This window comes from Duganella sp. GW821-FHT01E12 (assembly GCF_059422325.1).
Genome location: NZ_JBWKWR010000002.1, coordinates 911,369 through 934,365, shown reverse-complemented (window position 1 = coordinate 934,365; position 22,997 = coordinate 911,369). Strand labels below are relative to the sequence as shown.

General features: G+C 64.9%; 23 protein-coding genes and 1 pseudogene. 14 read left to right on the top strand and 10 right to left on the bottom strand.

Annotated elements, in window-relative coordinates; translation table 11 throughout:
- Together AC07WS_RS09430 and AC07WS_RS09425 are read left to right on the top strand one after the other, a co-directional pair.
- A pseudogene (locus AC07WS_RS09430) lies at window positions 1-493 on the top strand (transcriptional regulator); the annotation flags it as partial.
- A gap of 81 nt (window positions 494-574) precedes the next feature.
- Window positions 575-1,105, top strand: coding sequence for a YggT family protein (locus AC07WS_RS09425; RefSeq protein ID WP_441307084.1), 531 nt, complete (start codon window positions 575-577; stop codon window positions 1,103-1,105).
- A gap of 88 nt (window positions 1,106-1,193) precedes the next feature.
- On the opposite strand, the gene AC07WS_RS09420 is transcribed toward AC07WS_RS09425, so the two are convergent.
- The 8 genes from AC07WS_RS09420 to AC07WS_RS09385 form a co-directional block, all read right to left on the bottom strand.
- Entirely contained in the window at window positions 1,194-2,132 is a 939-nt protein-coding gene (locus AC07WS_RS09420) for a carbohydrate kinase family protein (protein ID WP_494728782.1), read from the bottom strand.
- A gap of 9 nt (window positions 2,133-2,141) precedes the next feature.
- The gene (locus AC07WS_RS09415) at window positions 2,142-3,767 is read right to left on the bottom strand and encodes a DUF3426 domain-containing protein (protein WP_494728781.1); all 1,626 of its coding nucleotides are present in this window, start codon (window positions 3,765-3,767) and stop codon (window positions 2,142-2,144) included.
- Between the two features lie 8 nt (window positions 3,768-3,775).
- Window positions 3,776-4,708 (bottom strand): 50S ribosomal protein L11 methyltransferase, encoded by a 933-nt coding sequence (prmA, locus tag AC07WS_RS09410; protein ID WP_494728780.1) that lies wholly within the window; start codon window positions 4,706-4,708, stop codon window positions 3,776-3,778.
- The gene (gene accC / locus AC07WS_RS09405; protein WP_161089297.1) at window positions 4,708-6,093 is read right to left on the bottom strand and encodes an acetyl-CoA carboxylase biotin carboxylase subunit; all 1,386 of its coding nucleotides are present in this window, start codon (window positions 6,091-6,093) and stop codon (window positions 4,708-4,710) included. The genes prmA and accC overlap by 1 nt, the downstream gene beginning before the upstream one ends.
- Window positions 6,094-6,204: 111 nt before the next feature.
- Window positions 6,205-6,690, bottom strand: a complete 486-nt coding sequence (gene accB, locus AC07WS_RS09400) for an acetyl-CoA carboxylase biotin carboxyl carrier protein (protein ID WP_494728779.1) — start codon at window positions 6,688-6,690, stop codon at window positions 6,205-6,207.
- Between the two features lie 90 nt (window positions 6,691-6,780).
- Entirely contained in the window at window positions 6,781-7,218 is a 438-nt protein-coding gene (gene aroQ / locus AC07WS_RS09395) for a type II 3-dehydroquinate dehydratase (RefSeq protein WP_117012069.1), read from the bottom strand.
- 84 nt (window positions 7,219-7,302) lie between these two features.
- Window positions 7,303-7,851, bottom strand: a complete 549-nt coding sequence (locus AC07WS_RS09390; RefSeq protein WP_494728778.1) for a TlpA family protein disulfide reductase — start codon at window positions 7,849-7,851, stop codon at window positions 7,303-7,305.
- Window positions 7,848-8,489, bottom strand: coding sequence for a hypothetical protein (locus AC07WS_RS09385; RefSeq protein ID WP_494728777.1), 642 nt, complete (start codon window positions 8,487-8,489; stop codon window positions 7,848-7,850). The genes AC07WS_RS09390 and AC07WS_RS09385 overlap by 4 nt, the downstream gene beginning before the upstream one ends.
- A 78-nt stretch (window positions 8,490-8,567) precedes the next feature.
- Between AC07WS_RS09385 and mpl the strand changes: the two genes are divergently transcribed.
- The 10 genes from mpl to AC07WS_RS09335 all read left to right on the top strand — a co-directional run bounded on the left by mpl (window position 8,568) and on the right by AC07WS_RS09335 (window position 17,931).
- Window positions 8,568-9,953, top strand: a complete 1,386-nt coding sequence (gene mpl, locus AC07WS_RS09380; protein WP_494728776.1) for a UDP-N-acetylmuramate:L-alanyl-gamma-D-glutamyl-meso-diaminopimelate ligase — start codon at window positions 8,568-8,570, stop codon at window positions 9,951-9,953.
- A complete protein-coding gene (locus AC07WS_RS09375) occupies window positions 9,950-10,534 on the top strand; it encodes a YqiA/YcfP family alpha/beta fold hydrolase (RefSeq protein WP_494728775.1) in 585 nt (194 codons plus the stop codon). The genes mpl and AC07WS_RS09375 overlap by 4 nt, the downstream gene beginning before the upstream one ends.
- Entirely contained in the window at window positions 10,531-11,124 is a 594-nt protein-coding gene (locus tag AC07WS_RS09370; protein WP_494728774.1) for a chorismate--pyruvate lyase family protein, read from the top strand. Before AC07WS_RS09375 ends, AC07WS_RS09370 begins: the two co-directional genes overlap by 4 nt.
- A 2-nt stretch (window positions 11,125-11,126) precedes the next feature.
- On the top strand, window positions 11,127-13,145 hold the full coding sequence (locus AC07WS_RS09365) for a ribonuclease catalytic domain-containing protein (RefSeq protein WP_494728773.1): 2,019 nt from the start codon (window positions 11,127-11,129) through the stop codon (window positions 13,143-13,145).
- 63 nt (window positions 13,146-13,208) lie between these two features.
- Window positions 13,209-14,096: a TonB family protein gene (locus AC07WS_RS09360; protein ID WP_494728772.1), complete on the top strand. Its 888-nt coding sequence runs from the start codon at window positions 13,209-13,211 to the stop codon at window positions 14,094-14,096.
- Window positions 14,096-14,914: a shikimate dehydrogenase gene (gene aroE / locus AC07WS_RS09355; RefSeq protein ID WP_494728771.1), complete on the top strand. Its 819-nt coding sequence runs from the start codon at window positions 14,096-14,098 to the stop codon at window positions 14,912-14,914. The genes AC07WS_RS09360 and aroE overlap by 1 nt, the downstream gene beginning before the upstream one ends.
- Window positions 14,911-15,618, top strand: a complete 708-nt coding sequence (gene mtgA / locus AC07WS_RS09350; RefSeq protein WP_494728770.1) for a monofunctional biosynthetic peptidoglycan transglycosylase — start codon at window positions 14,911-14,913, stop codon at window positions 15,616-15,618. The genes aroE and mtgA overlap by 4 nt, the downstream gene beginning before the upstream one ends.
- Window positions 15,619-15,627: 9 nt before the next feature.
- Window positions 15,628-16,017 (top strand): DUF4124 domain-containing protein, encoded by a 390-nt coding sequence (locus tag AC07WS_RS09345; RefSeq protein ID WP_494728769.1) that lies wholly within the window; start codon window positions 15,628-15,630, stop codon window positions 16,015-16,017.
- A gap of 81 nt (window positions 16,018-16,098) precedes the next feature.
- Window positions 16,099-17,064 (top strand): magnesium/cobalt transporter CorA, encoded by a 966-nt coding sequence (corA, locus tag AC07WS_RS09340; protein ID WP_494728768.1) that lies wholly within the window; start codon window positions 16,099-16,101, stop codon window positions 17,062-17,064.
- 126 nt (window positions 17,065-17,190) lie between these two features.
- Window positions 17,191-17,931 (top strand): PEP-CTERM sorting domain-containing protein, encoded by a 741-nt coding sequence (locus AC07WS_RS09335; RefSeq protein ID WP_494728767.1) that lies wholly within the window; start codon window positions 17,191-17,193, stop codon window positions 17,929-17,931.
- A 41-nt stretch (window positions 17,932-17,972) separates the two neighbouring features.
- Here AC07WS_RS09335 and AC07WS_RS09330 read toward each other — a convergent pair whose 3' ends face one another.
- A complete protein-coding gene (locus tag AC07WS_RS09330; RefSeq protein ID WP_494728766.1) occupies window positions 17,973-18,476 on the bottom strand; it encodes a hypothetical protein in 504 nt (167 codons plus the stop codon).
- Window positions 18,477-18,648: 172 nt separating this feature from the next.
- On the opposite strand from AC07WS_RS09330, the gene AC07WS_RS09325 reads away from it, so the two are divergent.
- Window positions 18,649-20,379, top strand: coding sequence for an ABC transporter permease (locus tag AC07WS_RS09325; RefSeq protein WP_494728765.1), 1,731 nt, complete (start codon window positions 18,649-18,651; stop codon window positions 20,377-20,379).
- Window positions 20,380-20,394: 15 nt separating this feature from the next.
- Window positions 20,395-21,705 (top strand): ABC transporter ATP-binding protein, encoded by a 1,311-nt coding sequence (locus AC07WS_RS09320; RefSeq protein ID WP_494728764.1) that lies wholly within the window; start codon window positions 20,395-20,397, stop codon window positions 21,703-21,705.
- Here the strand turns inward: AC07WS_RS09320 and hemL are convergent.
- Entirely contained in the window at window positions 21,702-22,994 is a 1,293-nt protein-coding gene (gene hemL, locus AC07WS_RS09315; RefSeq protein WP_494728763.1) for a glutamate-1-semialdehyde 2,1-aminomutase, read from the bottom strand. The two genes, AC07WS_RS09320 and hemL, sit on opposite strands and share 4 nt — an antisense overlap.
- Window positions 22,995-22,997 lie beyond the last annotated feature (3 nt).

Sequence of the window (22,997 nt, the reverse complement as noted above, 5' to 3'; positions counted from 1 at the left end):
AAAAGTCGTCGCCAAGGCAGCAGCCAAGCCAGCAGCGAAAAAAGCAGCCGCCAAACCAGCAGCAAAAAAAGCAGCCGCTAAACCAGCAGCCAAGCCAGCAGCTAAAGCTGCCGCCAAGCCAGCAGCTAAAAAAGCTGTCGCCAAAAAACCAGCGGTAAAAGCAGCAGCCAAACCGGCTGCAAAGGCAGCGGCTAAGCCAGCAGCAAAAAAGCCGGTTAAAGCAGCCGCCAAGCCAGCTGCTAAAAAGCCAGTCGCTAAGAAAGCCGCCGCTAAACCGGCAGCCGCTCCAGCCGCTGCACCAGCCGCAGCGCCAGTCGTGGCAGCCGCCGCGAAACCAGCTGTGAAAAAAGCTGCGCCGAAGAAGGCCGCTGCTCCGAAGAAGGAAGCTGTCGCCAAGCCAGCCGCTCCAGCTCCGGCCGCCGCTCCTGCAGCAAAAACCGTGTTGGCACCGGCCGCAGCATGGCCGTTCCCAACCAGCACCCGTCCAAGCTAAATAAATAGCTTGGCTGCCTGCTGAGGCAACCGGCCGCTGTGTGAGACAATCACACAGCGGCTTTTTTTTTGGAGGGGACTCGTGCTTAGTATTCTCGTGTTGATTGTCGACGCCATCGCCACCCTGTTGGGCGGGGCTTTGCTGTTGCGTTTCTGGATGCAGGCGATCCGCGTCCGTCCACCGGCATCGGTGGCCCAATTCACGTTCCAGCTGTCGGACTGGCTGGTGCGCCCGCTGCGCCGCATCGTGCCCGGCGTGGGCGGCTACGACTGGGCCAGCCTGATCGGCGCCTTCCTGATCGTGCTGCTGGCCACCTCGGTGATGTACCTGGCCGGCTGGACCACGCCGCTGGTGCTGCTGATGGCATGCCAGCGTTTCCTGCAGTGGATTTTGTACGGCTTCATGGCCCTGCTGGTGGTCGAGGCCATCTTCAGCTGGGTGAACCCGCATGCGCCGCTGGCGCCGTTCGTGCGCGCGCTCAACGAGCCGCTGCTGCGGCCCATCCGCCGCGTGGTGCCGCTGGTCGGCAACCTGGACCTGTCGCTGCTGGTGGCGCTGATCCTGCTGCAGATCGCGCTGCTGGTGCTGGGCATGCTGTTCAGCGGACGCTGATCCAGCTCCTGAGATAAAAAAACCCCGTCGGCCTGAACGCGCTCAAGATCGCGCTCAGTGCAGACGGGGTTTTTTTGCGCCGTGCGGCTTAGTAGCGGTAGCCGAACGCGGCCTCGAAGCGGTCGGCGATCTCGGCTGCGGTCGGATTGTGGTTCTGCGCGCCCTTGCTGGCGATCTTGATCGCGCCCAGCAGGCTGGCCAGGCGGCCGGTGGTCTCCCACTTCCAGCCGTTGGTGATGCCGAACAGCAGGCCGGCGCGGTAGGCGTCGCCGCAGCCGGTCGGGTCCACCGCCTCGGCCACCGGCACGGCCGGGATCTCGATGCGCTGGCCGCCGGTGTAAATCTCCGAGCCGTTCTCGCCGCGCGTGACGATCAGCGCTTCCAGGCGGCTGGCGATGTCCGGCACGGTCAGGCCGGTGCGGTCCATCAGCAGTTCGATCTCGTAGTCGTTGGTGGTGACGTAGGTGGCCTTGTCGATGAAGGCGATCAGCTCGTCGCCGTTGAACATCGGCAGCTGCTGGCCCGGATCGAAGATGAACGGGATCTGCAGCCTGGCCAGGTCGGCCGCGTGCTTCTGCATGCCCAGGTGGCCGTCCGGCGAGATGATGGCGATCGCGGCCGGGCCGGCCTTGGCGATGTCGTTCTCGTGCGCGTACGACATGGCGCCCGGGTGGAAGGCGTTGATCTGGTTGTTGTCCTCGTCGGCGGTGACGAAGCACTGGGCGTTGTAGGCTTCCGGCTTGATCAGGATGTTGTCGGTGGACAGGCCCAGCTTGCGGAAGCGCTCCATGTAGGCGGCGTTGTCCTGGCCCATGACGCCGACGATGCGCGGGTCGCCGCCCAGCAGCTTGAGGTTGTAGGCGATGTTGGGCGCGCAGCCGCCGAACTCGGTGCGCATGGTCGGCGCCAGGAAGGAGACGTTGACCTTGTGCAGCTGGTCGGCCAGCAGGATGCTGTCGAAGCGGCCGGGGAATTGCAGGATGGTGTCGATCGCGATCGAACCGCAAATCAGGGAAGTGTGGGTCATGATAGGTCTTTAAGGATAGAAGACTGCGATGTGATAGCCGGATGCTTTCAGCTGGCTTAGTTCGAAATACAGTTTGACCGATTGTTCGGTGTGCGGCGCGAAGCCCTTGTCCAGCGCCACGTCCGGGCCCAGGTATTCGCGCGGCGTGAACACGCGGCGCAGCACGGCCTTGTCGCTGGCGTCGTCCAGCACCAGTTCGATGTGCGGCCACGCTTGCGCGGTGCTGCCCTGGTTGCGCAGCTGGGTGGTGAACGAGAAGGTGGTGTCGCTCAGGGTTTGCAGCTCGCCCTGCTCGATGCCGAGGTCGTCGATCTGCGCCGGCAGCTCGATCTTGCAGCCGAGCGCGTTGCAGGCGGCCGTCAGCGCCGGCTTGAGCGGCGGCAGCGCGGCGGCGATCTGGTTGCGGAAGGTGGTCAGGCCCTGCGCGGCCAGGCCCGCCACCAGCAGTAGCGAGCCCAGGCTCATGGCCACGGTCGCGGCCTTGCCGAACTTCTGGCGGCGGCGCTCGCGCTTGATGAAGCCGGGTTCTTCGGCTTCGGTCGTGTCGTCGGTTTCGCTTGCCCCGTCGGCCGCCGGCTCGCCCAGCAGGTGCGCGTGGGCGCGGGCGGACTGCGCTTCGGCCAGGCCGGCCGACGACAGCTGCACCAGCGCCTCTTCGTCGACCTCCTCGAGTTCATTGAAGCGTTCGGCCAGGCTGGGGGCCGGGGCGATGGCGGCGGCCGGCGTGTCGTCCAGCGTCGGCTCGCGGCGCGCGTCGGCGGCGATGGACGTGAAGGTGTCGTCGCCGGGCGCCGGCTCGGCTTCGCTCGGCGCGGCGATGCTCTGTTCCATCACGGCCAGCTCGGCGGCCAGCGCGGCTTCCAGTTCCTCGTCCGACATCGCTTCGATGCTGAGCGCGTCTTCGAACGGCTCGGCGTCGGTTTCCGGTTCGGCGGCCGATGATGTGTCGATGGCGTCGACCTTCCACTGCGGTTCGGCGGCGGTGGCCGGTTCGGGCTCGGTTACGGGCTCGGGTTCGAATGCGGATGTGAGCTCAGGTGCGGGCTCTGGTTCCAGCTCGGGGGCAGGCTCGGGCTCAACGTCGACATCGAGGTCGAGATCCAGCGCTTCCTCCACGGCGGGCGGCAGGCTGGCAGGCTCGGCTGGCAGCGCGAGCGCGGTGGCAGCGATCGGCTCGTCGTCAAAGCGTTGGCCGTCGGGCTCGGATTCGTCGCCGTTGTGCTGGCCGTCGGGCTCGGGTCCGTCGCCGTTGCGCTGGTCATCCGGCTCGGGTTCGACGCTGTAGCGCCGGCCATCAGGCTCGGGCTCGGCCGCGTGCGCCTCGGCCTCGGCCGTGTCGAGCGCGGCGTCCAGTTCCAGCGTGTAGATCGGTTCGGCGGTGTCGCCGCCCAGCACTTCGGCGGCGCGGGTATCGAGCGCGGCCATCTTCTGGTCGAAGGGCGTGGGTTCAGGCAGCGGGGCGGGGGAGGGGACAGGCGCGGCGGCTGGTGCGGCAAGCGGCTCCAGCAGGGCCGCGTTGCCATCGAAGACTTCGTTGCAGGAGCCACAGCGCACTATGCCCCCACGTAATTTCAACTGGTCATGGGCGACCCGAAATATCGTGTTGCAATGGGGGCATTTGGTGGCGAGCGCCATTGCTGTGGTTAGCGCGCCGCTGGAACCACGTCGCTGCCGAGGCGGCCATGCAGGGCCACCCAGCCGTCCTGCTCGGCCCAGACGCCCAGCTTGATGAACGGCGCGTACGCGGCCGCCACTTCCTCGGCCTGGCGCGCCAGCACGCCCGACAGGATCAGCGCGCCGCCGTCGGCCACGCGGCCCGACAGCATCGGCGCCATCAGCTTGAGCGGGCTCGACAGGATGTTGGCGACCACGATGTCGAAACGCTGGGTCGCGTGCTTGGACTGCGCGAAGCTGTCCGGCAGGAAGTACTCGATCTCGCACTTGTTGCGCTGCGCGTTGTCGGCCGCCGACTCGATCGCCTGCGGATCGATGTCCACGCCGACCACTTCGCCCGCGCCGACCTTCTTGGCCACCATGGCCAGGATGCCGGAGCCGCAGCCGTAGTCGAGCACGGTCTTGCCCGGCGCCGGGTTCGCCTCCAGCCACTCCATGCACAGCCGGGTGGTCGGATGCGAGCCGGTGCCGAAGGCCAGGCCCGGATCCAGTTCCAGGATCAGGCCGTTGGCGTCCGGCGCCTCGTGCCAGCTCGGCACGACCCAGATGTTCTTGCCGATGTGGATGGGCGCGAACTGCGACTGCGTCAGACGCACCCAGTCCTGCTCCTCCACCTTGCGGGTGGTGAACTTGGGCAGCGTCTCCAGACCGATCTGGCCGGCCGCGGCCGCCACGATCACGGCCTGGTCGTCATCTTCGTTGGTCAGGGCCACCACGCGGCTGTGTTCCCATGCCGCCTCGGCAGGCTCCATGCCCGGCTCGCCGAACAGCGGTTTTTCCGCGTCGGTGCCTTCGTCCGCGTCTTCCACGGACACCGACAGCGCGCCCACGTCCATCAGGGCTTCCGACAGTGCTTCCGCGTGGTCGCGGGCGATTTCGATGACGATTTCAGTCCAGCTCATTATTGTGGCGCCTTGTTACTCAAACTCAGTTTATGCAGGTCCGGCATGTCCGCCAGTTTCTGCTCCAGATAGTGGATGTTGGTGCCGCCCTCGATGAAGCGGGCGTCGACCATCAGCTCGCGGTGCAGCGGGATGTTGGTCGAAATCCCCTCGACCACCATTTCCGACAGCGCGATCTGCATGCGGCGGATCGCCTGCTCGCGGGTGGCGCCGTAGGAGATCACCTTGCCGATCATCGAATCGTAGTGCGGCGGTACATAATAACCCGCGTAGGCGTGCGAGTCGACGCGCACGCCGGGGCCGCCCGGCACGTGCCAGGAGGTGATGCGCCCTGGCGACGGCGTGAACTTGAACGGGTCCTCGGCGTTGATGCGGCACTCGATGGCGTGGCCGGACAGCATCACGTCGCGCTGGCGGAAGCGCAGCTTCTCGCCGGCGGCGATGCGGATCTGCTCCTGCACGATGTCGATGCCGGTGATCATTTCGGTGACCGGGTGTTCCACCTGCACGCGGGTGTTCATCTCGATGAAGTAGAACTCGCCGTTCTCGTACAGGAACTCGAAGGTGCCGGCGCCACGGTAGCCGATCTTGCGGCAGGCCTCGGCGCAACGGTCGCCGATCTTCTCGATCAGCTTGCGCGGGATGCCCGGCGCCGGCGCCTCTTCGATGACCTTCTGGTGGCGGCGCTGCATCGAGCAGTCGCGTTCGCCCAGCCAGACGGCGTTCTTGTGTTCGTCGGCCAGGATCTGGATTTCCACGTGGCGCGGATTTTCCAGATACTTCTCCATATAGACTTCCGGGTTGCCGAAGGCGGTGCCCGCCTCGGTCTTGGTCATGGCCACGGCGTTGATCAGCGCCGCTTCGGTGTGCACCACGCGCATGCCGCGCCCGCCGCCGCCGCCGGCCGCCTTGATGATGACCGGATAGCCGACCTTGCGCGCGATCTGCACGATGGCCTTCGGATCGTCCGGCAGCGCGCCGTCCGAACCGGGCACGCAGGGCACGCCGGCCTTGATCATGGTCTGCTTGGCCGAGACCTTGTCGCCCATCAGGCGGATCGAGTCGGAGCGGGGGCCGATGAAGACGAAGCCGGATTTTTCCACGCGCTCGGCGAAGTCGGCGTTTTCCGACAGGAAGCCGTAGCCGGGGTGGATCGCTTCGGCGTCCGTCACTTCGGCGGCGCTGATGATGGCGGGCATGTTCAGGTAGCTGAGCGTCGAAGGCGCGGGACCGATGCACACCGATTCATCCGCCAACTTCACGTATTTGGCGTCTTTGTCTGCTTCCGAGTGGACCACAACCGTTTTGATGCCCATTTCGCGGCAAGCGCGCTGGATACGGAGGGCAATTTCGCCGCGGTTGGCGATGAGGATTTTTTCAAACATGATAGGTTCGCGTATGTCTGTGAGCACCGGCGGGCCGGTAACGTCAGGTAGAGGAGGGAATGCGGACCAAGCCGGCGCGCCCGTCACCGATGGGGAGGGCGCAGGCCGGTCTTAGCCTATCACAAACAGCGGCTGGCCGAACTCGACCGGTTGGCCGTTCTCGACCAGGATCTGGGTGATCGTGCCGGACTTGTCGGCGTCGATTTCATTGAGCAGCTTCATCGCTTCGATGATGCACAGGGTGTCGCCTTCCTTGACGGTGGCGCCCACTTCGACATACGCAGGCGAGCCGGGCGCGGACGAACGGTAGAAGGTGCCGACCATCGGCGACTTGACCACGTGGCCGGTCGGCTCGGCGGCCACTGCTGCGACCGGAGCGGCGGCCGCGGCCGGTGCGGGAGCATGGGCGCCCGGCGCATGCGCCGGGCCGGCGTAGTACTGCGGCATGCCTTGCGGCTGCATCATCACCATCTGGTTTTGCGGCATGGCGGACGACTTGACGATGCGTACTTTGCTCTCGCCTTCGGTCACTTCGAGTTCGGCGATGTCCGATTCTGCGACCAGATCAATCAAGGTCTTCAGCTTGCGTAAATCCATGTAACCCCCAGGAATGTGTCTTTGTTATGTAAGTGTGAGCGGTGCGCCTTGTGGGCGGAACCGCGCGAAATTGCGCGCAGATCGCGTAGATTATCGCCTTTTAAGGACGAAGTCGATGGCAAACCGATATCCTTCGATACCCAGTCCGCAAATAGTACCTATGGCGATCGCGCTAAGAAATGAGTGGTGGCGAAACGTCTCGCGCTGGTAAATATTCGAAATATGCACTTCAACAAACGGTATCGCCACCCCCGCCAAAGCGTCGCGCAAGGCCACGCTGGTGTGGGTCAGGCCGCCCGGGTTGATGACGATGGCGTCCACGCCTTCCGCGCGGGCGGCATGGATGCGGTCGATCAGCGCCCCTTCGTGGTTGCTCTGAAAGCAGGACAAGCTCGCGCCCGCCGCCTGGGCTTGCGCCTGGGCTGCGTGTTCGATGTCGGCCAAAGTGCTAGCGCCGTAGACCTCAGGCTCGCGGCTACCCAGCAAATTCAGGTTGGGGCCGTTGAGCAGTAGGAGGTTTTTTGCCATGGGTTCAGGACCGTTTTCCGCGAAAGTTCCGCATTTTGCCGCCAACTGCCGGCATTGGCAAGAGAAAAAAACTTGTAAAACTATTTACAGAGTTGCCAGGTCCTTGCGCAGCTCGTCAAACTTCAGGCGGCCCAGATAGGTCTTCTTGACCTGGCCGTCGGCGCCGATCAGCACCGTGTACGGAAGCCCGCCGGCGCCGTTGCCGAAGGCGCGCGAGAGGTCGGTGCCGGCCATGCCGGCCACGAAGACTGGATAGGTGATTTTGAACTTGTCGTTAAATTCGGCGATATTTGTTGCCGAATCAATACCAATTCCGATAACTTGCAGCTTCTTACCCTCTTCTCCGGCGGCCAGCGCCGACAGCTCCGGCATCTCCTGCACGCAGGGGCCGCACCACGGGGCCCAGAAATTGACCAGCATGGCCTTGCCTTTATATTGGGCCAGCGGCTGCGCGACGCCTTTCGCGTCCGGCAGGGTCTGCTTATATAAGTCGTTCACCGGGCCGGTGATGCCGGCCGGCTGGGTGGTGGCGATGGGCGATGCCTGGTCTTTTTTATGCGTGCCAACATAGGCGCCGGAGGCGGCGAATAGCAAAGCGACAACGACGTAGGCGGCGAGATGTTTTTGATTCATGATATGGATGGGTCTGGTTTTTCGTGGGTGCTGTTAACTAGTAGGGCGCGCACGGTGGCGAGATCGGCGCGCAGCAATTTGCCGTCGGCGCGGGTCTTGACGGCGCCGCGCAGGTCGTCCAGCTCATATAAAGCAGCGTGCACGCCTTCCTTGTGCCACATGAAGCTCACCGTCTCGACCGAGCCGTGGCGCGGGCCCTTGAAGTGCGGGGTTTCGGAGATGTCGATCTGCAGGTTGCGGTTCAGCAGGAAGATTTCCACCTCCTTGGCGCTGTCGGCGAACAATTGCAGGTGGATGTCGTCGTGCGGGCCGGCCGTGCCGTTCAGCACGGCGCCGGTCAGGTAGGGCTGGAAGGCGGACAGGCCCTCCATGATGTCGACCGCCAGCGTGCGCAGCCGGAACAGGCGCGCCGGCTGGGTGTCGGCATGGAACAGCGACTGGTAGATCCGCACTTCCGCCTCGATCTGGGCGTTGTCCGGCAACAGGTTGAGCGGCGGCTGGGTGTCGCCGAGGATCTGCTTGGCGGCCTTGCGCTTGGCGCTGTTGTAGTCGTGGCCGTCCTGGGCGATCAGGCGCGCGGCGGCCGCGGCGATCTCCGCGCGCAGCAGCAGGACTTCTTCGGTGGCATTGGACGTCATGGACGAGATAATACTCCGAACCGGGAAAAGGGCGTCAGGTCGGGTAAAATCCCGTATTCAATCGTCGTCTTGATCACCATGCATATTCATATACTCGGCATTTGCGGCACCTTCATGGGCGGCCTGGCCGTCCTGGCAAAAGAAGCCGGCCACCGCGTCACCGGCTGCGATGCCAACGTCTATCCCCCGATGAGCACCCAGCTGGAAGCCCAGGGCATAGCACTGATACAGGGCTTCGGCCCGGAGCAGGTGCAGCTCAACCCCGACCTGTACGTGATCGGCAACGTGGTTTCGCGCGGCAATCCGCTGATCGAGGAGATCATGAACCGCGGCCTGCCCTTCGTCTCCGGCCCGCAGTGGATCGGCGACCACATATTAAAAGACAAATGGGTGCTGGCCGTGGCCGGCACGCATGGCAAGACCACCACCTCGGCCATGCTGACCTGGATACTGGAGGACGCCGGCTACGCGCCCGGCTTCCTGATCGGCGGCGTGCCGATGAACTTTGGCGTCTCGGCCCGCATGCAAGGCGACAAGGACTCGATCTTCTTCGTCATCGAGGCCGACGAGTACGACACCGCCTTCTTTGACAAGCGCAGCAAGTTCGTGCACTACCACGCCAAGACCGCCATCCTGAACAACCTTGAATACGATCACGCCGACATCTTCCCCGATCTGGGCGCGATCGAAACCCAATTCCATCACCTGGTGCGCACCGTGCCGGGCATCGGCCGGGTCATCTACAACGCCGACGAAGCCTCGCTGCAGCGCGTGCTCAAGCGCGGCTGCTGGAGCGAGAAGGAAGGCTTCGGCGGCGCCGAGGGCGCCGATTGGGCGATGAAGGAATACGATGACGGCAGCTTCGACGTGATCTTCGGCGGCGAAACGGCCGGCCATGTGCAGTGGTCGCTCACGGGCAAGCACAACCGCGCCAACGCGCTGGCCGCGATCGCCGCCGCCCGCCACGTCGGCGTGCCGGTGGCGCAGGCGGCCAAGTCGCTGGCCACCTTCGAGAACGTCAAGCGCCGTATGGAAGTGCGCGGCGTGGTAAACGATATTACTGTTTATGACGATTTCGCCCACCATCCGACCGCCATCGCCACCACCGTCGGCGGCCTGAGGCAAAAACTCAATAGTGCCGGCCCCGCCAAGGCGGAGACCCGCATCCTGGCCGTGCTGGAGCCGCGCTCCAACACCATGAAGCTGGGCGCCATGAAGGATGCGCTGCCGGGCAGCCTGTCCGACGCCGACCTGGTGTTCGGCTACGGCAGCCAGAAGTCGCTGGGCTGGAGCCTGGGCGACGCGCTGGCGCCGCTGGGCCAGCTCGCCAGCGCCTATGAAGACATCGACGCGCTGGTGGCCGCCATCGTCCAGGCCGCGCGGCCGGGCGACCAGATCCTGGTGATGAGCAACGGCGGCTTCGGCGGCGTGCACAACAAGATACTGGAAGCGCTGGCGCGATGATTCTCTATCTGCACGGATTCCGCTCGTCGCCGAAATCGATGAAGGCGCGCGTGATGGGCGAGCGCATGGCGGCGCTGGGCCTGTCGGACCAGTTCATCTGCCCGCAGCTGCCGGCCTCGCCGAAACTGGCGATGGAATTGGCGCTCTCCTTAATAGAAGGCGTGCCGGCCGCCGAGCTGGCCATCGTCGGTTCCTCGCTGGGCGGCTACTACGCCACCTGGCTGGCCGAGCGCATCGGCTGCCCAGTTCGAGCTGTGCTGCTCAATCCGGCCATCGTGCCGCTCAAGGACCTGGACCAGCACGTCGGCGTGACCACGCAATTCCATTCCGACGAGCCGTTCGAGTTCAAGCGGGAATACATCGACGAGTTGCGCGCCCTGGCCGTCAACCCGGTCACGCGCCAGGAGCGCTACTTGCTGATCGCCGCCACCGGCGACGAAGTGCTGGACTATCGCGACATGGTGGCGCACTATGCGGGCGCGCGCCAGATCGTGATCGAGGGCAGCGACCACGGCATTTCCGAGTTCCCCGACTATGTGGAGTCTGTGCTGGAGTTTTGCGGTATCGAGGCGCATCGGTGACGGCGGCAATTCGCGGCGCATCGTTGCGGCAGACGCAATGGCAGCCGCACGTGCTGGCGCTGAACGCGCCGCCGGGCTACCGCCAGTGGCTGACCGCCGACGGTTCGCTGACCGCCAAGCTCAAGGCGCACAGCCGCGCCTTCCGCGTGCAGTGCCTGCACCAGAGCACGGCGCGCTGCCTGAGCGACGAGGCGGCCGCGATCGGCATGCACCGGCCGGGCCGCGTCTGGGAGAGGGAAGTGCTGCTGCGGTGTGATAATACGCCTGCGGTGTTCGCGCACACGGTGGTGCCGATGTCGGCCACGGCGGCGGACTGGCCCTTGTTCAGCGCGCTGGGCGAGCGCTCGCTGGGCACGACCCTGTTCGGCGACCCGCAAGTGCGGCGCGGTGTTTTGGAATTTGCAAGATTGCGGGAAGGGCATCCCCTGGCGCTGCGCGCGCGCCGGGCGCTGGGGCTGGATTGCCCGCAAGAGCACATACTCTACGCGCGGCGCTGTCTATATCGGCGCCGTCAAGGTACCCTGCTGGTGACGGAAGTGTTTTTGCCCTCCGTACTGGAATTGAAACTAATAACAACGAACAGAAGCTAGCAATGAATCTATTTTTCGAAGAATCCGGCGATTTCAAGGTCGGCTCCATGATGTCGCAAGCCGGCGAGGCCTACCAGGTTGAAATGGCCAGCGGCAAGCGCACCAAGGTCAAGATCAAGGACGTGCTGCTGCAGTACGAGAAGCCGTCGCCGACGGATTTGATGGAGCAGGCCAAGGCGGTCGCGGCCGACATCGACCTCGACTTCCTGTGGGAAGTGGCGGGCGAGGAGGAGTTCGGATTCGCCGAGCTCGGCGCCGAGTACTTCGGCCACGCGCCGCTGCCGGCCGAAGCCGCCGGCCTGATCCTGAGCCTGCACTCGGCGCCGATCTACTTCTACAAGAAGGGCCGTGGCCGCTACAAGGCCGCGCCCGAGCAATCGCTGCGCGCGGCCCAGGCCGGCATCGAGAAGAAGAAACAGCAGGCGCTGGTGCAGGCCGCGTACGTCGAGGAGCTCAAGGCCAACAAGCTGCCGGCCTCGATGCAGAACATCGTCACGCAGCTGCTGTTCAAGCCGGACAAGAATTCCATCGAATACAAGGCGCTGGAGGCGGCCTGCAACGAGCTGCACACCAATCCGCAGCGCTTGATGCTGGCGGCCGGCGGCATCGCCTCGCCCAAGGCGCTGCACATGGCCAAGTTCCTGTTCGAGAACTTCCCGCGCGGCGCCGGCTTCCCGGACGTGCCGGTGCCGGTGCCGCCGACCAATCTGCCGCTGGCCAACGTGCAAGCGTTCTCCATCGACGACGTCACCACCACCGAGATCGACGACGCCTTCTCCGTCACCAAACTCGATGACGGCAACGTCAGGATCGGCATCCACATCGCCGCGCCGGGCCTGGGCATACAGCCGGACGACGCGGTCGACAAGATGGCGCGCGCGCGCATGTCCACCGTCTACATGCCCGGCGATAAGATCACCATGCTGCCGGATTCCATCGTCGAAGCGTTCACGCTGGCCGAGGGCAAGACCTGCCCGGCGCTGTCGCTATACGCCACCCTGAACCCGGCCGACTGGTCGGTGCTGGCCACCGAGACCCGCGCCGAGATGGTGCCGATCGCAAACAACCTGCGCCACAACGACCTCGACGACCTGGTCAACGAGGAAACGCTGGCTAGCGGCGCGGGCGACTATCCGCACAAGGAATCGCTGGGCCTGATCTGGAAATGGGCGCAGGTGCTGGAGGCGGCGCGCATGGTCAAGCGCGAAGGCTTCGGCCTGAAGCCGGAACAGAACAACCGCGTGGACTTCAACTTCTACGTCGAGGACGACGTGGTCACGGTCAGCCGCCGCAAGCGCGGCGCGCCGCTGGACAAGATCGTGGCCGAGCTGATGATCTTCGCCAACAGCACCTGGGGCAAGCTGATGCACGACCACGGCGTGCCGGGCATCTACCGCAGCCAGGGCCAGGGCGTGGGCGGCTGGGCCGCCAAGATGCAGGTGCGCATGTTGACCCATGCGGCGCCGCACCAGGGCCTGGGCGTGGACCAGTATGCGTGGAGCACCTCGCCGCTGCGCCGCTATACCGACCTGGTCAACCAGTGGCAGATCCTGGCCTGCGCCGAGCACGGCGTGACCGCGCCGCTGGTGGCGCACTTCAAGCACAAGGACGCCAACCTGTTCGCCATCGTGTCGCAGTTCGACGCGGCGTACGCGGCGTATGGCGACCACCAGTCGAACATGGAACGCTACTGGTGCTTGCGCTGGCTGGGCCAGCAGGAGGCGCGCCAGGTCGAGGCCGTGGTGCTCAAGGACGAGGTGCTGCGCCTGGTCGACATTCCGCTGATCATCCGCCTGCCGGGCATGCCGCAGGTGGCGCGCGGCGCGCAGGTCAAGCTCGACATCCTGCGCTGGGACGAGGTGGACCTGACCATCGAAGCGCGCATCCTGGAAATCCCGACCACCGACACGGTGGCCGCCGATGCCGAGCTGGACTACGAGGACGAGGAAGCGCCGGAGGAGGCGGTCGATGCGCCGGAAGTGGCGGTAGAGGCCGCCGCGGAGGCGCCGGCGGCGGAATAAAACCCGCAGCCCCGCGCTTGCTTTGACGTAAAATCAGCCCTAACTTTTCTACCCCGGCCCCGCGTGAAGTCTTTCCAAGAAAATCGCCTGCTGTACCTCGCCATCGGCTTGTCGCTGATGGCGCATGGCGCCTTGCTCGCGGTGCACTTTGTCGCGCCCAGGCCGGCGCCGGTGCAGGCCACCGATCCGGGGCTGGAAGTCATCCTGGTCAACGCCAAGCACAGCAAGGCGCCGCTGAAGGCCGACGCGCTGGCCCAGGCCAACCTGGACGGCGGCGGCACCGTCGACAAGGGCCGCTCCAAGTCGCCCATGCCCGACATGCGCAAGATGGAAACGGGCGACAGCATCAAGGCCGCCAAGCGCCGCATCGCCGAGCTGGAGGAGCAGCAAAGAAACCTGCTGACGCAGGCGTCCAAGCTGACGCCGTTCACCGCGCCGCCGGTGACGGAAAAGACCAAGCCCGATCCGCTGTCGACCGGCGCCGATCTGATGGAGTCGAGCAAGGCCATCGCCCGCCGCGCCGCCGAGATCAGCGAGACCATCGAGGACCAGAACAAGCGTCCGAAGAAGACCTTCATCACGCCGAGCACGCGCGGGGTGGGCTACGCGATGTACTACAAAGCGATCCAGAAGCGCATCGAAGACATCGGCACGCTGAACTTCCCGCAGCAGAACGGCCGCAAGCTGTACGGCCAGCTGGTGCTGTCGATCCCGGTGTTCCAGGACGGGACGATCTACGAGAAGGATGGCGGCATCAAGGTCGACCGCAGCTCCGGCAACCCGGCGCTGGACGACGCGGCCATGAACATCGTGCGGCGCGCCGCGCCGTTCGGCAAGTTCCCGCCCAACATGCTGTCGAGCGACAAGGACGATCTGTGGGTGATCGTCACGACATTCAAATTCACCCGCGAAGACAAACTACAAGCCGACCTGAGCGGCGGAGGACGTTGATGGACCGCTACTGCGTATTCGGCAATCCGATTGCCCATAGCAAATCGCCCGAGATCCACGCCGCGTTCGCGGCCCAGACGGGGCAGCAACTGATCTATGAAAAACGGCTGGCGCCGGTGGACGGCTTCGCCGCCGCCGTGCACGCCTTCATTGCCGAGGGCGGCCTTGGGGCCAACGTCACCGTTCCCTTCAAGCTGGACGCGGTGAAGGTGGCGCAGGCGCTGACCATCCGCGCGCGCGCGGCCGGCGCCGTCAACACGCTGCACTTCACCGAGGACGGCATCGTTGGCGACAACACCGACGGCGCGGGACTGGTGGCCGACATCGTCAACAACGCCGGCGTGCCCATCACCGGCAAGCGCGTATTGCTGCTGGGCGCGGGCGGCGCGGCGCGCGGCGTGGTGCTGCCAATACTGGAGCATCGCCCGGCGCAGCTGGTCATCGCCAACCGCACCGTGGCCACGGCCGAGGCGCTGGCGGAACAGTTCGCCGCGCTGGGCGGCGAGGGTGTGGTGTCGGCCTGCGGTTACAGCGACATCGAGGGCGCGTTCGACATCGTCATCAACGCCACCTCGGCCAGCCTGAGCGCGGAGCTGCCGCCGGTGTCGCCATCGGTGTTCGCGCCGGGCGCGCTTGCTTTGGACATGATGTACGGAGCCTCCCCCACGGTATTCTTGCAGTTCGCCGGCCAGCACGGCGCACGTTTGCGTGACGGCCTGGGCATGCTGGTCGAGCAGGCCGCCGAGGCGTTCAGCCTGTGGCGCGGCGTGCAGCCGGCCACGGCCGACGTGCTGCAAACGCTGCGGGCCAAACTGTGAGCGCGGCCAAAGCGGGCAAATGGCGCTGGGTGAAGTGGGTCTTCATCCTGCCGGTGCTGCTGTTCCTGGTGGTGCAGCTGTACTTCTTCCTGCAGATCTGGTGGTGGGTCGACCATAACCCGTCGATGACCAGCTTCATGCGCGAGCAGCAGTCGGCGCTGCGCGAGAAGAACCCCAACGCCAACATCCAGCAGGTGTGGGTACCGTACAACCGCATCTCGACCAACCTCAAGCGCGCCATCATCGCCTCCGAGGACGCCAACTTCTCCGAGCACGAGGGCGTCGACTGGGACGCGCTGCAAAAGGCCTACGAGAAGAACAACAAGAAACACAAGGTGGTGTCGGGCGGATCGACCATCACCCAGCAGCTGGCCAAGAATCTGTTCCTGTCGGGCTCGCGCAGCTATGTGCGCAAGGGCCAGGAACTGATCATCACCTACATGCTGGAAACCTTGATGGACAAGGAACGCATCTTCGAGATCTACCTGAACGTGGTGGAGTTCGGCACCGGCACCTTTGGCGCCGAGGCGGCAGCGCGGCATTATTATGGCGTCAGCGCGGCCAACCTGGGCGCGGCCCAGGCGGCCAAGCTGGCGGTGATGCTGCCCAATCCGCGCTTCTTCGATAAGCACCGCGATTCGGGCTATCTGGCGCGGCGCACCGGCGTGATCCTGCGCCGCATGGGATCGGCGGAACTACCCTAGGAGGCAGCGATGTTGCACAAGCAGCGTGGACTCGGTTTGATACAGGTGGCCATCATCATGGCTTCGTTGGCGGCGATCGCGATGGCGTTGCTGATGTCGGCCCGCCACGAGCGCAACTTCTTCGCCGAAGGGCTGGGCAAGCTGACCGACAAGGCGCCGGCTTCGGCCTCCGCCTCGGCTTCGGCGGTGCTTGCCGTGCCGGCGGCGCCGGCCGGCGTGCTGCGCAAGTGCGTCATCGACGGCAAGACCGTGCTGTCGGACGTCGACTGCAAGGACGGCAAAGTGGTCAAGGCCATCGACACGCGCGGCATCGAAGCGCCCAAAGTGCCCAAGCCGGACCCGGTGGACGCGGCCCCGCAGTCGGCCACCGACAAAATGATAGAAAAAGCGACCCGCTAGGCTGAAATAGCGCATGGCAGGCTGGCCTCGGCGGGGGCTTTGCGGGTACACTTGCGCTGTTTCCAGAAGGCTCACGTACCCATGATTAATGTTTTCGTTCTCCAGAATGGCCGGCTCAACCAGGTTCCCATCGACAGTCGCGAAGACCTGGAAAAGGTCGAGCCTGTTTGGGTCGATCTGACCGACCCGACGGACGACGAACGCGCATGGGTCAAGGCCATCTACGGCGTGACCTTGCCGGGCGAGGACGAGGTCAAGGACATCGAGGCGTCGGCCCGCTACTACGAGGCGGAGAACGGCGACCTGCACCTGCGCACCGACTTCTTGCTGGAGGAAGAGGACGGCCCGTCGCGCATCGTTACGGTGGCCTTCATCCTGGCGCGCAAGATGCTGTTCTCGGTGCACACCGACGACCTGCCGGTGTTCCGCCTGGTGCGCATGCGCGCGCGCTCGCGGCCGGGCTCGATCGCCGACTACATGGACGTGCTGCTGGACCTGTACGCGACCGACGCCGAATACTCGGCCGACGCGCTGGAGGGCATCTATCAGAAGCTGGAAGAGGTGAGTGGACGGGTGCTGCAGGAAGAGTTCACCGACCAGGACGCGGCCGCCGCGCTGAACGCCATCGCGCACGAGGAGGACTTGAACGGCCGCATCCGCCGCAACATGATGGACACGCGGCGCGCGGTCAGCTTCCTGATGCGCGGGCGGCTGTTGAATTCGGAGCAGTTCGAGGAAGCGCGCCAGATTCTGCGGGATATCGAATCGCTGGACGGCCACACGTCCTTCTTGTTCGACAAGATCAACTTCCTGATGGACGCCACGGTCGGCTTCATCAACATCAACCAGAACAAGATCATCAAGATCTTCTCGGTGGCCAGCGTGGCCTTCCTGCCGCCGACCCTGATCGCCTCGATCTACGGCATGAACTTCAAGTGGCTGCCGGAGCTGGAATGGCAGCTGGGCTACCCGTTTGCCATCGTGCTGATGATCACCAGCGCCATCGCCCCGTTCTGGTACTTCCGCCGCCGTGGGTGGTTGAAGTAAGCGCGCTGAATTGCAAAATCCCCTATCCCGGAGTTGACATTATAGATATTAAATAATAAATATCTATATAATAAGATTTCGAATGATCCAAGCCTGGATCATTGGTTCAATCTCTGGAGAATACTCATGCAAAAAGTTCTTGCCGCGCTCGCCTTGGCGACGCCGCTCCTGTCGTATGCAGCAATCCCTGATGTTCACACGAGTACGCTCGATCTCACCTCGATCTATGACGTTCCCGACTCGAGCTGGCCCAACAACCCGGTCACGTTGCACGTCTTGAGCAACCAAGGCGGTGCTGTCACGGTGACGACGGATAAATGGCAAACGGTGCACAATGATGAGGCGGGTGATACCTTGCCAACCGTGAGCGAATATCGGCTCTCGATGATGCTCACGCCCGCCGCAGGCTATGTCATTACCGGTTACTCCATCTCGGCATCCGTGTCGGGCATCCTGAAAGTCCCGGTAAAGCCGCCTGAAGCGAACAGTAGCTGGGTGCCAGGCAGCGCTAATAATAGGGCCACCATTTATCTGCCGGATGGAAAAGGCGGCACGGTCGTCAAAGAAATCAACGATGTCACCGCTTCCACCTTGTTTGAGTCGAGCGTCCAGGGCCTGTCGATCGACCATGCCACCAGGCTCGATTTCGGCACCTTCGCCGGGGCGTATGCAACCTACGGGCGCTGGTGGGACTGGGGGGAAATGGGTGACGAACACAGGATTGCAGGGTATTCCAAGATCATTATGAGTAATCCGTCGCTGACCATTTACACCGCGCTGGCCCCTGTGCCGGAACCGGAGACCTGGGGCATGCTGCTCGCTGGTATCGCCTTGCTGGGCGTTGCGAAGCGTCGCAGCAAACGCTGAGGACGCCAAGGGGTTGGCGATTGCGCAACCCCCCTTATGGATTACACCGGCTGCGGGCTGAATTCCAGCGAGAGGGTGCTGAAGTAGGGCGCGGTGATCCATTTCTCGTTCAGCGACAGCGCGCGGTCGTACAGCGCCGCCTTGATGTCGATGCCGACCTTGCTGAAGTCGAACGGCTGCTTGTCGCGCGCCGTGCAGGCCGAGGCGGCGCCGGCCAGGAAGGCTGCCTCGTCGAACGCGCCCGACCACAGCTGCGCCTGCAGCCCTTCGACGATCGCTTCCGCCTGCACCGCCTCGGTCTCCACATCCTTGTTGGCCGCGTCATGCACCGACTCCAGCACGAACTGCGCGTCGGCGCCGCGCGCCAGCAGGCTGAGGAAACCGTGCCGCAGCGGCAGCGCCGATTCCACCACGTAGTGCAGCAGATCGTGCGGCAAGATGCCCTGGCGCGGCATCACCGTGTCCGTGCAGCTGCCGTTGTTGCGCACGAAACGCAGCACGTCGTATTTGTCGGTCTTGGAACGTTTTTCAGCGATCAATTTCATAACGCGTAATGTTATTTCGATAGTCACATTATTATGCCCGTAACAAAGGGCACAAATAGTCACCAACTTTCACGCTTGTAATATATTCACTTCCGTTATCCTTTAGAATGGCGGCCTGTGTCACTCTCCGGTCACTCGCCTCGGTTATTCTGGCCGAAGAAAGCCCCAAATAATGAGCAAAAAACGGCAATTTTTCCCCCGCCAGGTGGTCGAAGCCGGCGGTAACCGCTGGGACTGGGCACTGCTGCCCATCGTACTGTCGATCTTTGTCCTGATCGCCTACGGCAGCCAGCAAATGGTGCGCCCGTACGAGGTCGGCCAGGCGTTGCCGTTGTCGCTGGACCCGAGCTACCTGCCTTACTACCTGCTGCGCACCACGCTGCGCATGTTCATCGCGCTGGGCGCGTCGGTGGTGTTCGCCTGCGTGTTCGCCGCGCTCACCACCAAATACCGGCTGGCCGAAAAAATCCTGGTGCCGATGCTCGACATCCTGCAGTCCATCCCCATCCTCGGCTTCCTGTCGATCACCGTCACCGCCTTCATCGCGCTGTTCCCCGGCAGCCTGCTGGGCGTGGAGTGCGCGGCCATCTTCGCCATCTTCACCTCGCAGGCCTGGAACATGGCCTTCTCCGCCTACCAGGGCTTCCGCACCGTGCCGGCCGAACTGTCGGAGGCCGCGCGCGTGTTCCAGCTCTCGGGCTGGCAGCGCTTCTGGCGCCTGGAGCTGCCGTTCGCCATGCCCGGCCTGTTGTGGAACATGATGATGTCGATGTCCGGCGGCTGGTTCTTCGTGGTGGCGTCGGAGGCGATCTCGGTCTCTGGCCAGGACATCAAGCTGCCCGGCATCGGCTCCTACATCGCCATGGCCATCGCCCAGAGCGACATGGGCGCCATCGGCTGGGCCATCGGCGCCATGCTGGTCGGGGTACTGATGTACGACCAGCTGTTCTTCCGCCCCCTGCTGGCCTGGGCCGACAAGTTCCGCTTCGAGGAGACCGGCAGCGACACCGCCCAGCAATCGTGGCTGCTCACCTGGCTGCGCCGCACCGAGCGCACGCAGGCCATCGTCGAATGGTTCGGCAATATGCTGTCGCGCTCCATCGCGCTGTTCCGCCTCGGGCACGACGGCACCTCGATCCGCGCCCGCCGCGACCAGCCGTCGCTGGTGCCGCAGCGCGTGTGGGACGCGGTGATCGCCGCCGTGGTGTTCTACGCCTTGTGGAGCCTGGGCCACTTCATCCGCACGGAAGTCGGCTGGGCCGAGGTGGGGCATGTGTTCGTGCTCGGCCTGTACACGCTGGCGCGCGTGGTCCTGCTGCTGGCATTGGCCTCGCTGGTGTGGGTGCCGGTCGGCGTGTGGATCGGCATGAACCCGCGCTGGGCCTCGCGCACGCAGGCGGTGGCGCAGTTCCTGGCGGCCTTCCCGACCAATCTGGTGTTCCCGGTGGCGGTGGTGCTGATCGTGCGCTACCATCTGAACCCGGACATCTGGCTGTCGCCGCTGATGATCCTGGGGACGCAGTGGTATCTGCTGTTCAACGTGATCGCCGGCGCCTCCACCATCCCCACCGAGCTGCGGCACGCCGCCAAGAACTTCGGCCTGACCGGCTGGCTCAAATGGCGGCGCTACCTGCTGCCGGCGATCTTCCCCAGCTTCGTCACCGGCGCCATCACCGCCACCGGCGGCTCGTGGAACGCCGCCATCGTGGCCGAATGCGTCAGCTGGGGTTCGACCACGCTGCGGGCGCACGGCATCGGCAGCTACATCCAGGAGATGACCACCGCCGGCGACTTCCCGCGCATCGCGCTGGGCATCGGCATCATGTGCATCTTCGTCATGGGCTTCAACCATTTCGTGTGGCGCCGCCTGTACACCATGGCCGAGAGCCGGCTGCATTTCTAGTATTGAGATCGAATTATGAGCACTCCTATCGTCGAATTGAAATCGGTCGGCAAGCACTTCCGCGGCGCCGACGGCTCCGCGCGCGCGGTGCTGGAAGGCGTGGACTTCACGCTGCACGAGGGCGAGATCGTCGCGCTGCTGGGCCAATCGGGCTCCGGCAAGTCGACCATGCTGCGCATCATGGCGGGGCTGATCCAGGCCGACGACGGCCAGGTGCTGTATCGCGGCATGCCGCTGTACGGCACGGCGCGCGGTATCCGCATGGTGTTCCAGTCGTTCGCGCTGTTCCCGTGGCTGACGGTGCAGAAGAACGTGGAGCTGGGGCTGGAGGCGCAGGGCATGCCGGCCGAGGAACGCGCCGAGCGCGCCGAGAAGGTGATCGACCTGATAGGCCTGTCCGGCTTCGAGGGCGCGCTGCCGCGCGAGCTGTCGGGCGGCATGCGCCAGCGCGTCGGCATCGCCCGCGCGCTGGTGATGGAGCCGGAAGTGCTGCTGATGGACGAGGCGTTTTCCGCGCTGGACGTGCTGACCGGTGAGCGCCTGCGCGAAGAGATTTTGGAGTTGTGGCAGTCCGGCCGGATTCCGACCAAGGCGATCCTGGTGGTGTCGCACAACATCGAGGAAGCGGTGATGATGGCCGACCGCGTGCTGATCTTCGCCAGCGATCCTGGCCGGGTGCGCGCCGAGCTGCCGATATCGCTGCCGCAGCCGCGCAAGGCCGAGGGGCCGGAGGTGCGCCAGCTGATCGACAAGGTGTACGAGCTGATGACCGCCGGCGCCGGCCGCCGTGGTTTGATCAGCGAGAAGGAGGTCAAGCTGCAGCTGGGCGACCGCCTGCCGCAGGCCGACATCGCGCACATGGAGGGTATCGTGGAGCTGCTGTCGGAGGAGCCGTTCTCCGGCCGCGCCGACCTGCCGCAGCTGGCCGAAGAGACGGAGCTGACCGACGCCGAGCTGCTGGAGGTGTTGAACGGTTTGATCCTGCTGGGCTTTGCCTACCTGACCAACGGCGACATCCTGCTGACCGACTTGGGCGGCCGCTACGCGGCGGCCAACAACACCGAGCGGCAGGAGATCTTCGGCAGGCAGCTGCTGGAGCATGTGCCGCTGATCGCCTACATCTGCCATGGCTTGGAGCAGGACAAGTCGGGCGACCTGCCGGAGGACCTGTTCCTCAAGCTGCTGCGCTTCACGCTCAGCGAAGAGGAGGCCGAGCGCGCGCTGCGGGTGGCCATCGAGTGGGGCCGCTACGGCGACCTGTTCGAGTACAACTTCAACACCGGCGTGATCCAGTCCTCCGAAGAGGACGAGGAAGACGAAGCTTAGGCCGCGAGTTTCTTGAACACGCGCGCGGCGGCGGCGATGGTTTCGTCGATCACCGCGTCGCTGTGCTGCGCCGACACGAAGCCCGCCTCGAACGCGGCCGGCGCGAAGTACACGCCTTCGTCCAGCATCGCGTGGAAGAACACATTGAAGCGCGCGCGGTCGCCGGCCATCATCTCGGCGTAGTTGTTCGGCGGCGTCTCGCTGAAATACAGGCCGAACATGCCGCCGATCGAATCGGCGCAGAACACGATGCCCGCGTCCTGCGCCGCCTTGGTCAGACCCGCCGCCAGGCGCGCCGCCGTCGCGCTCAGCTTCTCGTAGAAGCCCGGCTCCTGGATGATCTTCAGCGTGGTCATGCCCGCCGCCACCGCCACCGGATTGCCCGACAGCGTGCCGGCCTGGTAGACCGCGCCCAACGGCGCCATCTTGCTCATCAACTCGGCGCTGCCGCCGAAGGCCGCCACCGGCAGGCCGCCGCCGATCACCTTGCCCAGCGCCGTCAGGTCCGGCTTGATGCCGTACAGCTGCTGCGCGCCGCCCAGCGCCACGCGGAAGCCGCACATCACCTCGTCGAAGATCAGCACCGCGCCGTGCTTGGTGCACAGCGCGCGCATCGCCTGCAGGAAGGCCTCGGAAGCCTTGATCAGGTTCATATTGCCGGCCACCGGCTCGACGATCACACAGGCGATGTCGTCGCCGTATTCGGCGAAGGCCTGCTCCAGCTGCGCCACGTTGTTATAGTCCAGCACCAGCGTGTGCTTGACGAAGTCCTCCGGCACGCCGGCCGACGTCGGATTGCCGAAGGTGAGCAGGCCGCTGCCGGCCTTCACCAGCAGCGAATCGGCGTGGCCGTGGTAGCAGCCTTCGAACTTGATGATCTTGTCGCGGCCTGTGGCGCCGCGCGCCAGGCGCAGCGCGCTCATGGTCGCCTCGGTGCCCGACGAGACCAGGCGCACCTGTTCGATCGACGGCACCAGGCGGCAGATTTCCTCGGCCATCAGGATCTCGCCCTCGGTCGGCGCGCCGAACGACAGGCCGCGCGCGGCCGCCTCCTGCACCGCCTTCACCACCACCGGATGCGCGTGGCCGACGATGGCCGGACCCCAGGAGCCGATGTAGTCGATGTAGCGCTTGTCGTCCGCGTCCCAGAAGTACGGGCCTTCGGCGCGGGTGATGAAGCGCGGCGTGCCGCCCACCGAGCGGAAGGCGCGCACCGGCGAGTTGACGCCGCCGGGCGTGGTTTTCTGGGCGCGTTCGAACAGCTGGTCGTTTTTTGAGATCGTGGTCATGAT

Coding starts and splice junctions, on each gene's coding strand:
- AC07WS_RS09420 (WP_494728782.1), bottom strand. CDS start 2,132: ATGACCCACACTTCCCTGATTTGCGGTTCGATCGCGATCGACACCATC.
- AC07WS_RS09415 (WP_494728781.1), bottom strand. CDS start 3,767: ATGGCGCTCGCCACCAAATGCCCCCATTGCAACACGATATTTCGGGTC.
- prmA (WP_494728780.1), bottom strand. CDS start 4,708: ATGAGCTGGACTGAAATCGTCATCGAAATCGCCCGCGACCACGCGGAA.
- accC (WP_161089297.1), bottom strand. CDS start 6,093: ATGTTTGAAAAAATCCTCATCGCCAACCGCGGCGAAATTGCCCTCCGT.
- accB (WP_494728779.1), bottom strand. CDS start 6,690: ATGGATTTACGCAAGCTGAAGACCTTGATTGATCTGGTCGCAGAATCG.
- aroQ (WP_117012069.1), bottom strand. CDS start 7,218: ATGGCAAAAAACCTCCTACTGCTCAACGGCCCCAACCTGAATTTGCTG.
- AC07WS_RS09390 (WP_494728778.1), bottom strand. CDS start 7,851: ATGAATCAAAAACATCTCGCCGCCTACGTCGTTGTCGCTTTGCTATTC.
- AC07WS_RS09385 (WP_494728777.1), bottom strand. CDS start 8,489: ATGACGTCCAATGCCACCGAAGAAGTCCTGCTGCTGCGCGCGGAGATC.
- mpl (WP_494728776.1), top strand. CDS start 8,568: ATGCATATTCATATACTCGGCATTTGCGGCACCTTCATGGGCGGCCTG.
- AC07WS_RS09375 (WP_494728775.1), top strand. CDS start 9,950: ATGATTCTCTATCTGCACGGATTCCGCTCGTCGCCGAAATCGATGAAG.
- AC07WS_RS09365 (WP_494728773.1), top strand. CDS start 11,127: ATGAATCTATTTTTCGAAGAATCCGGCGATTTCAAGGTCGGCTCCATG.
- aroE (WP_494728771.1), top strand. CDS start 14,096: ATGGACCGCTACTGCGTATTCGGCAATCCGATTGCCCATAGCAAATCG.
- AC07WS_RS09345 (WP_494728769.1), top strand. CDS start 15,628: ATGTTGCACAAGCAGCGTGGACTCGGTTTGATACAGGTGGCCATCATC.
- corA (WP_494728768.1), top strand. CDS start 16,099: ATGATTAATGTTTTCGTTCTCCAGAATGGCCGGCTCAACCAGGTTCCC.
- AC07WS_RS09335 (WP_494728767.1), top strand. CDS start 17,191: ATGCAAAAAGTTCTTGCCGCGCTCGCCTTGGCGACGCCGCTCCTGTCG.
- AC07WS_RS09330 (WP_494728766.1), bottom strand. CDS start 18,476: ATGAAATTGATCGCTGAAAAACGTTCCAAGACCGACAAATACGACGTG.
- AC07WS_RS09325 (WP_494728765.1), top strand. CDS start 18,649: ATGAGCAAAAAACGGCAATTTTTCCCCCGCCAGGTGGTCGAAGCCGGC.
- AC07WS_RS09320 (WP_494728764.1), top strand. CDS start 20,395: ATGAGCACTCCTATCGTCGAATTGAAATCGGTCGGCAAGCACTTCCGC.
- hemL (WP_494728763.1), bottom strand. CDS start 22,994: ATGACCACGATCTCAAAAAACGACCAGCTGTTCGAACGCGCCCAGAAA.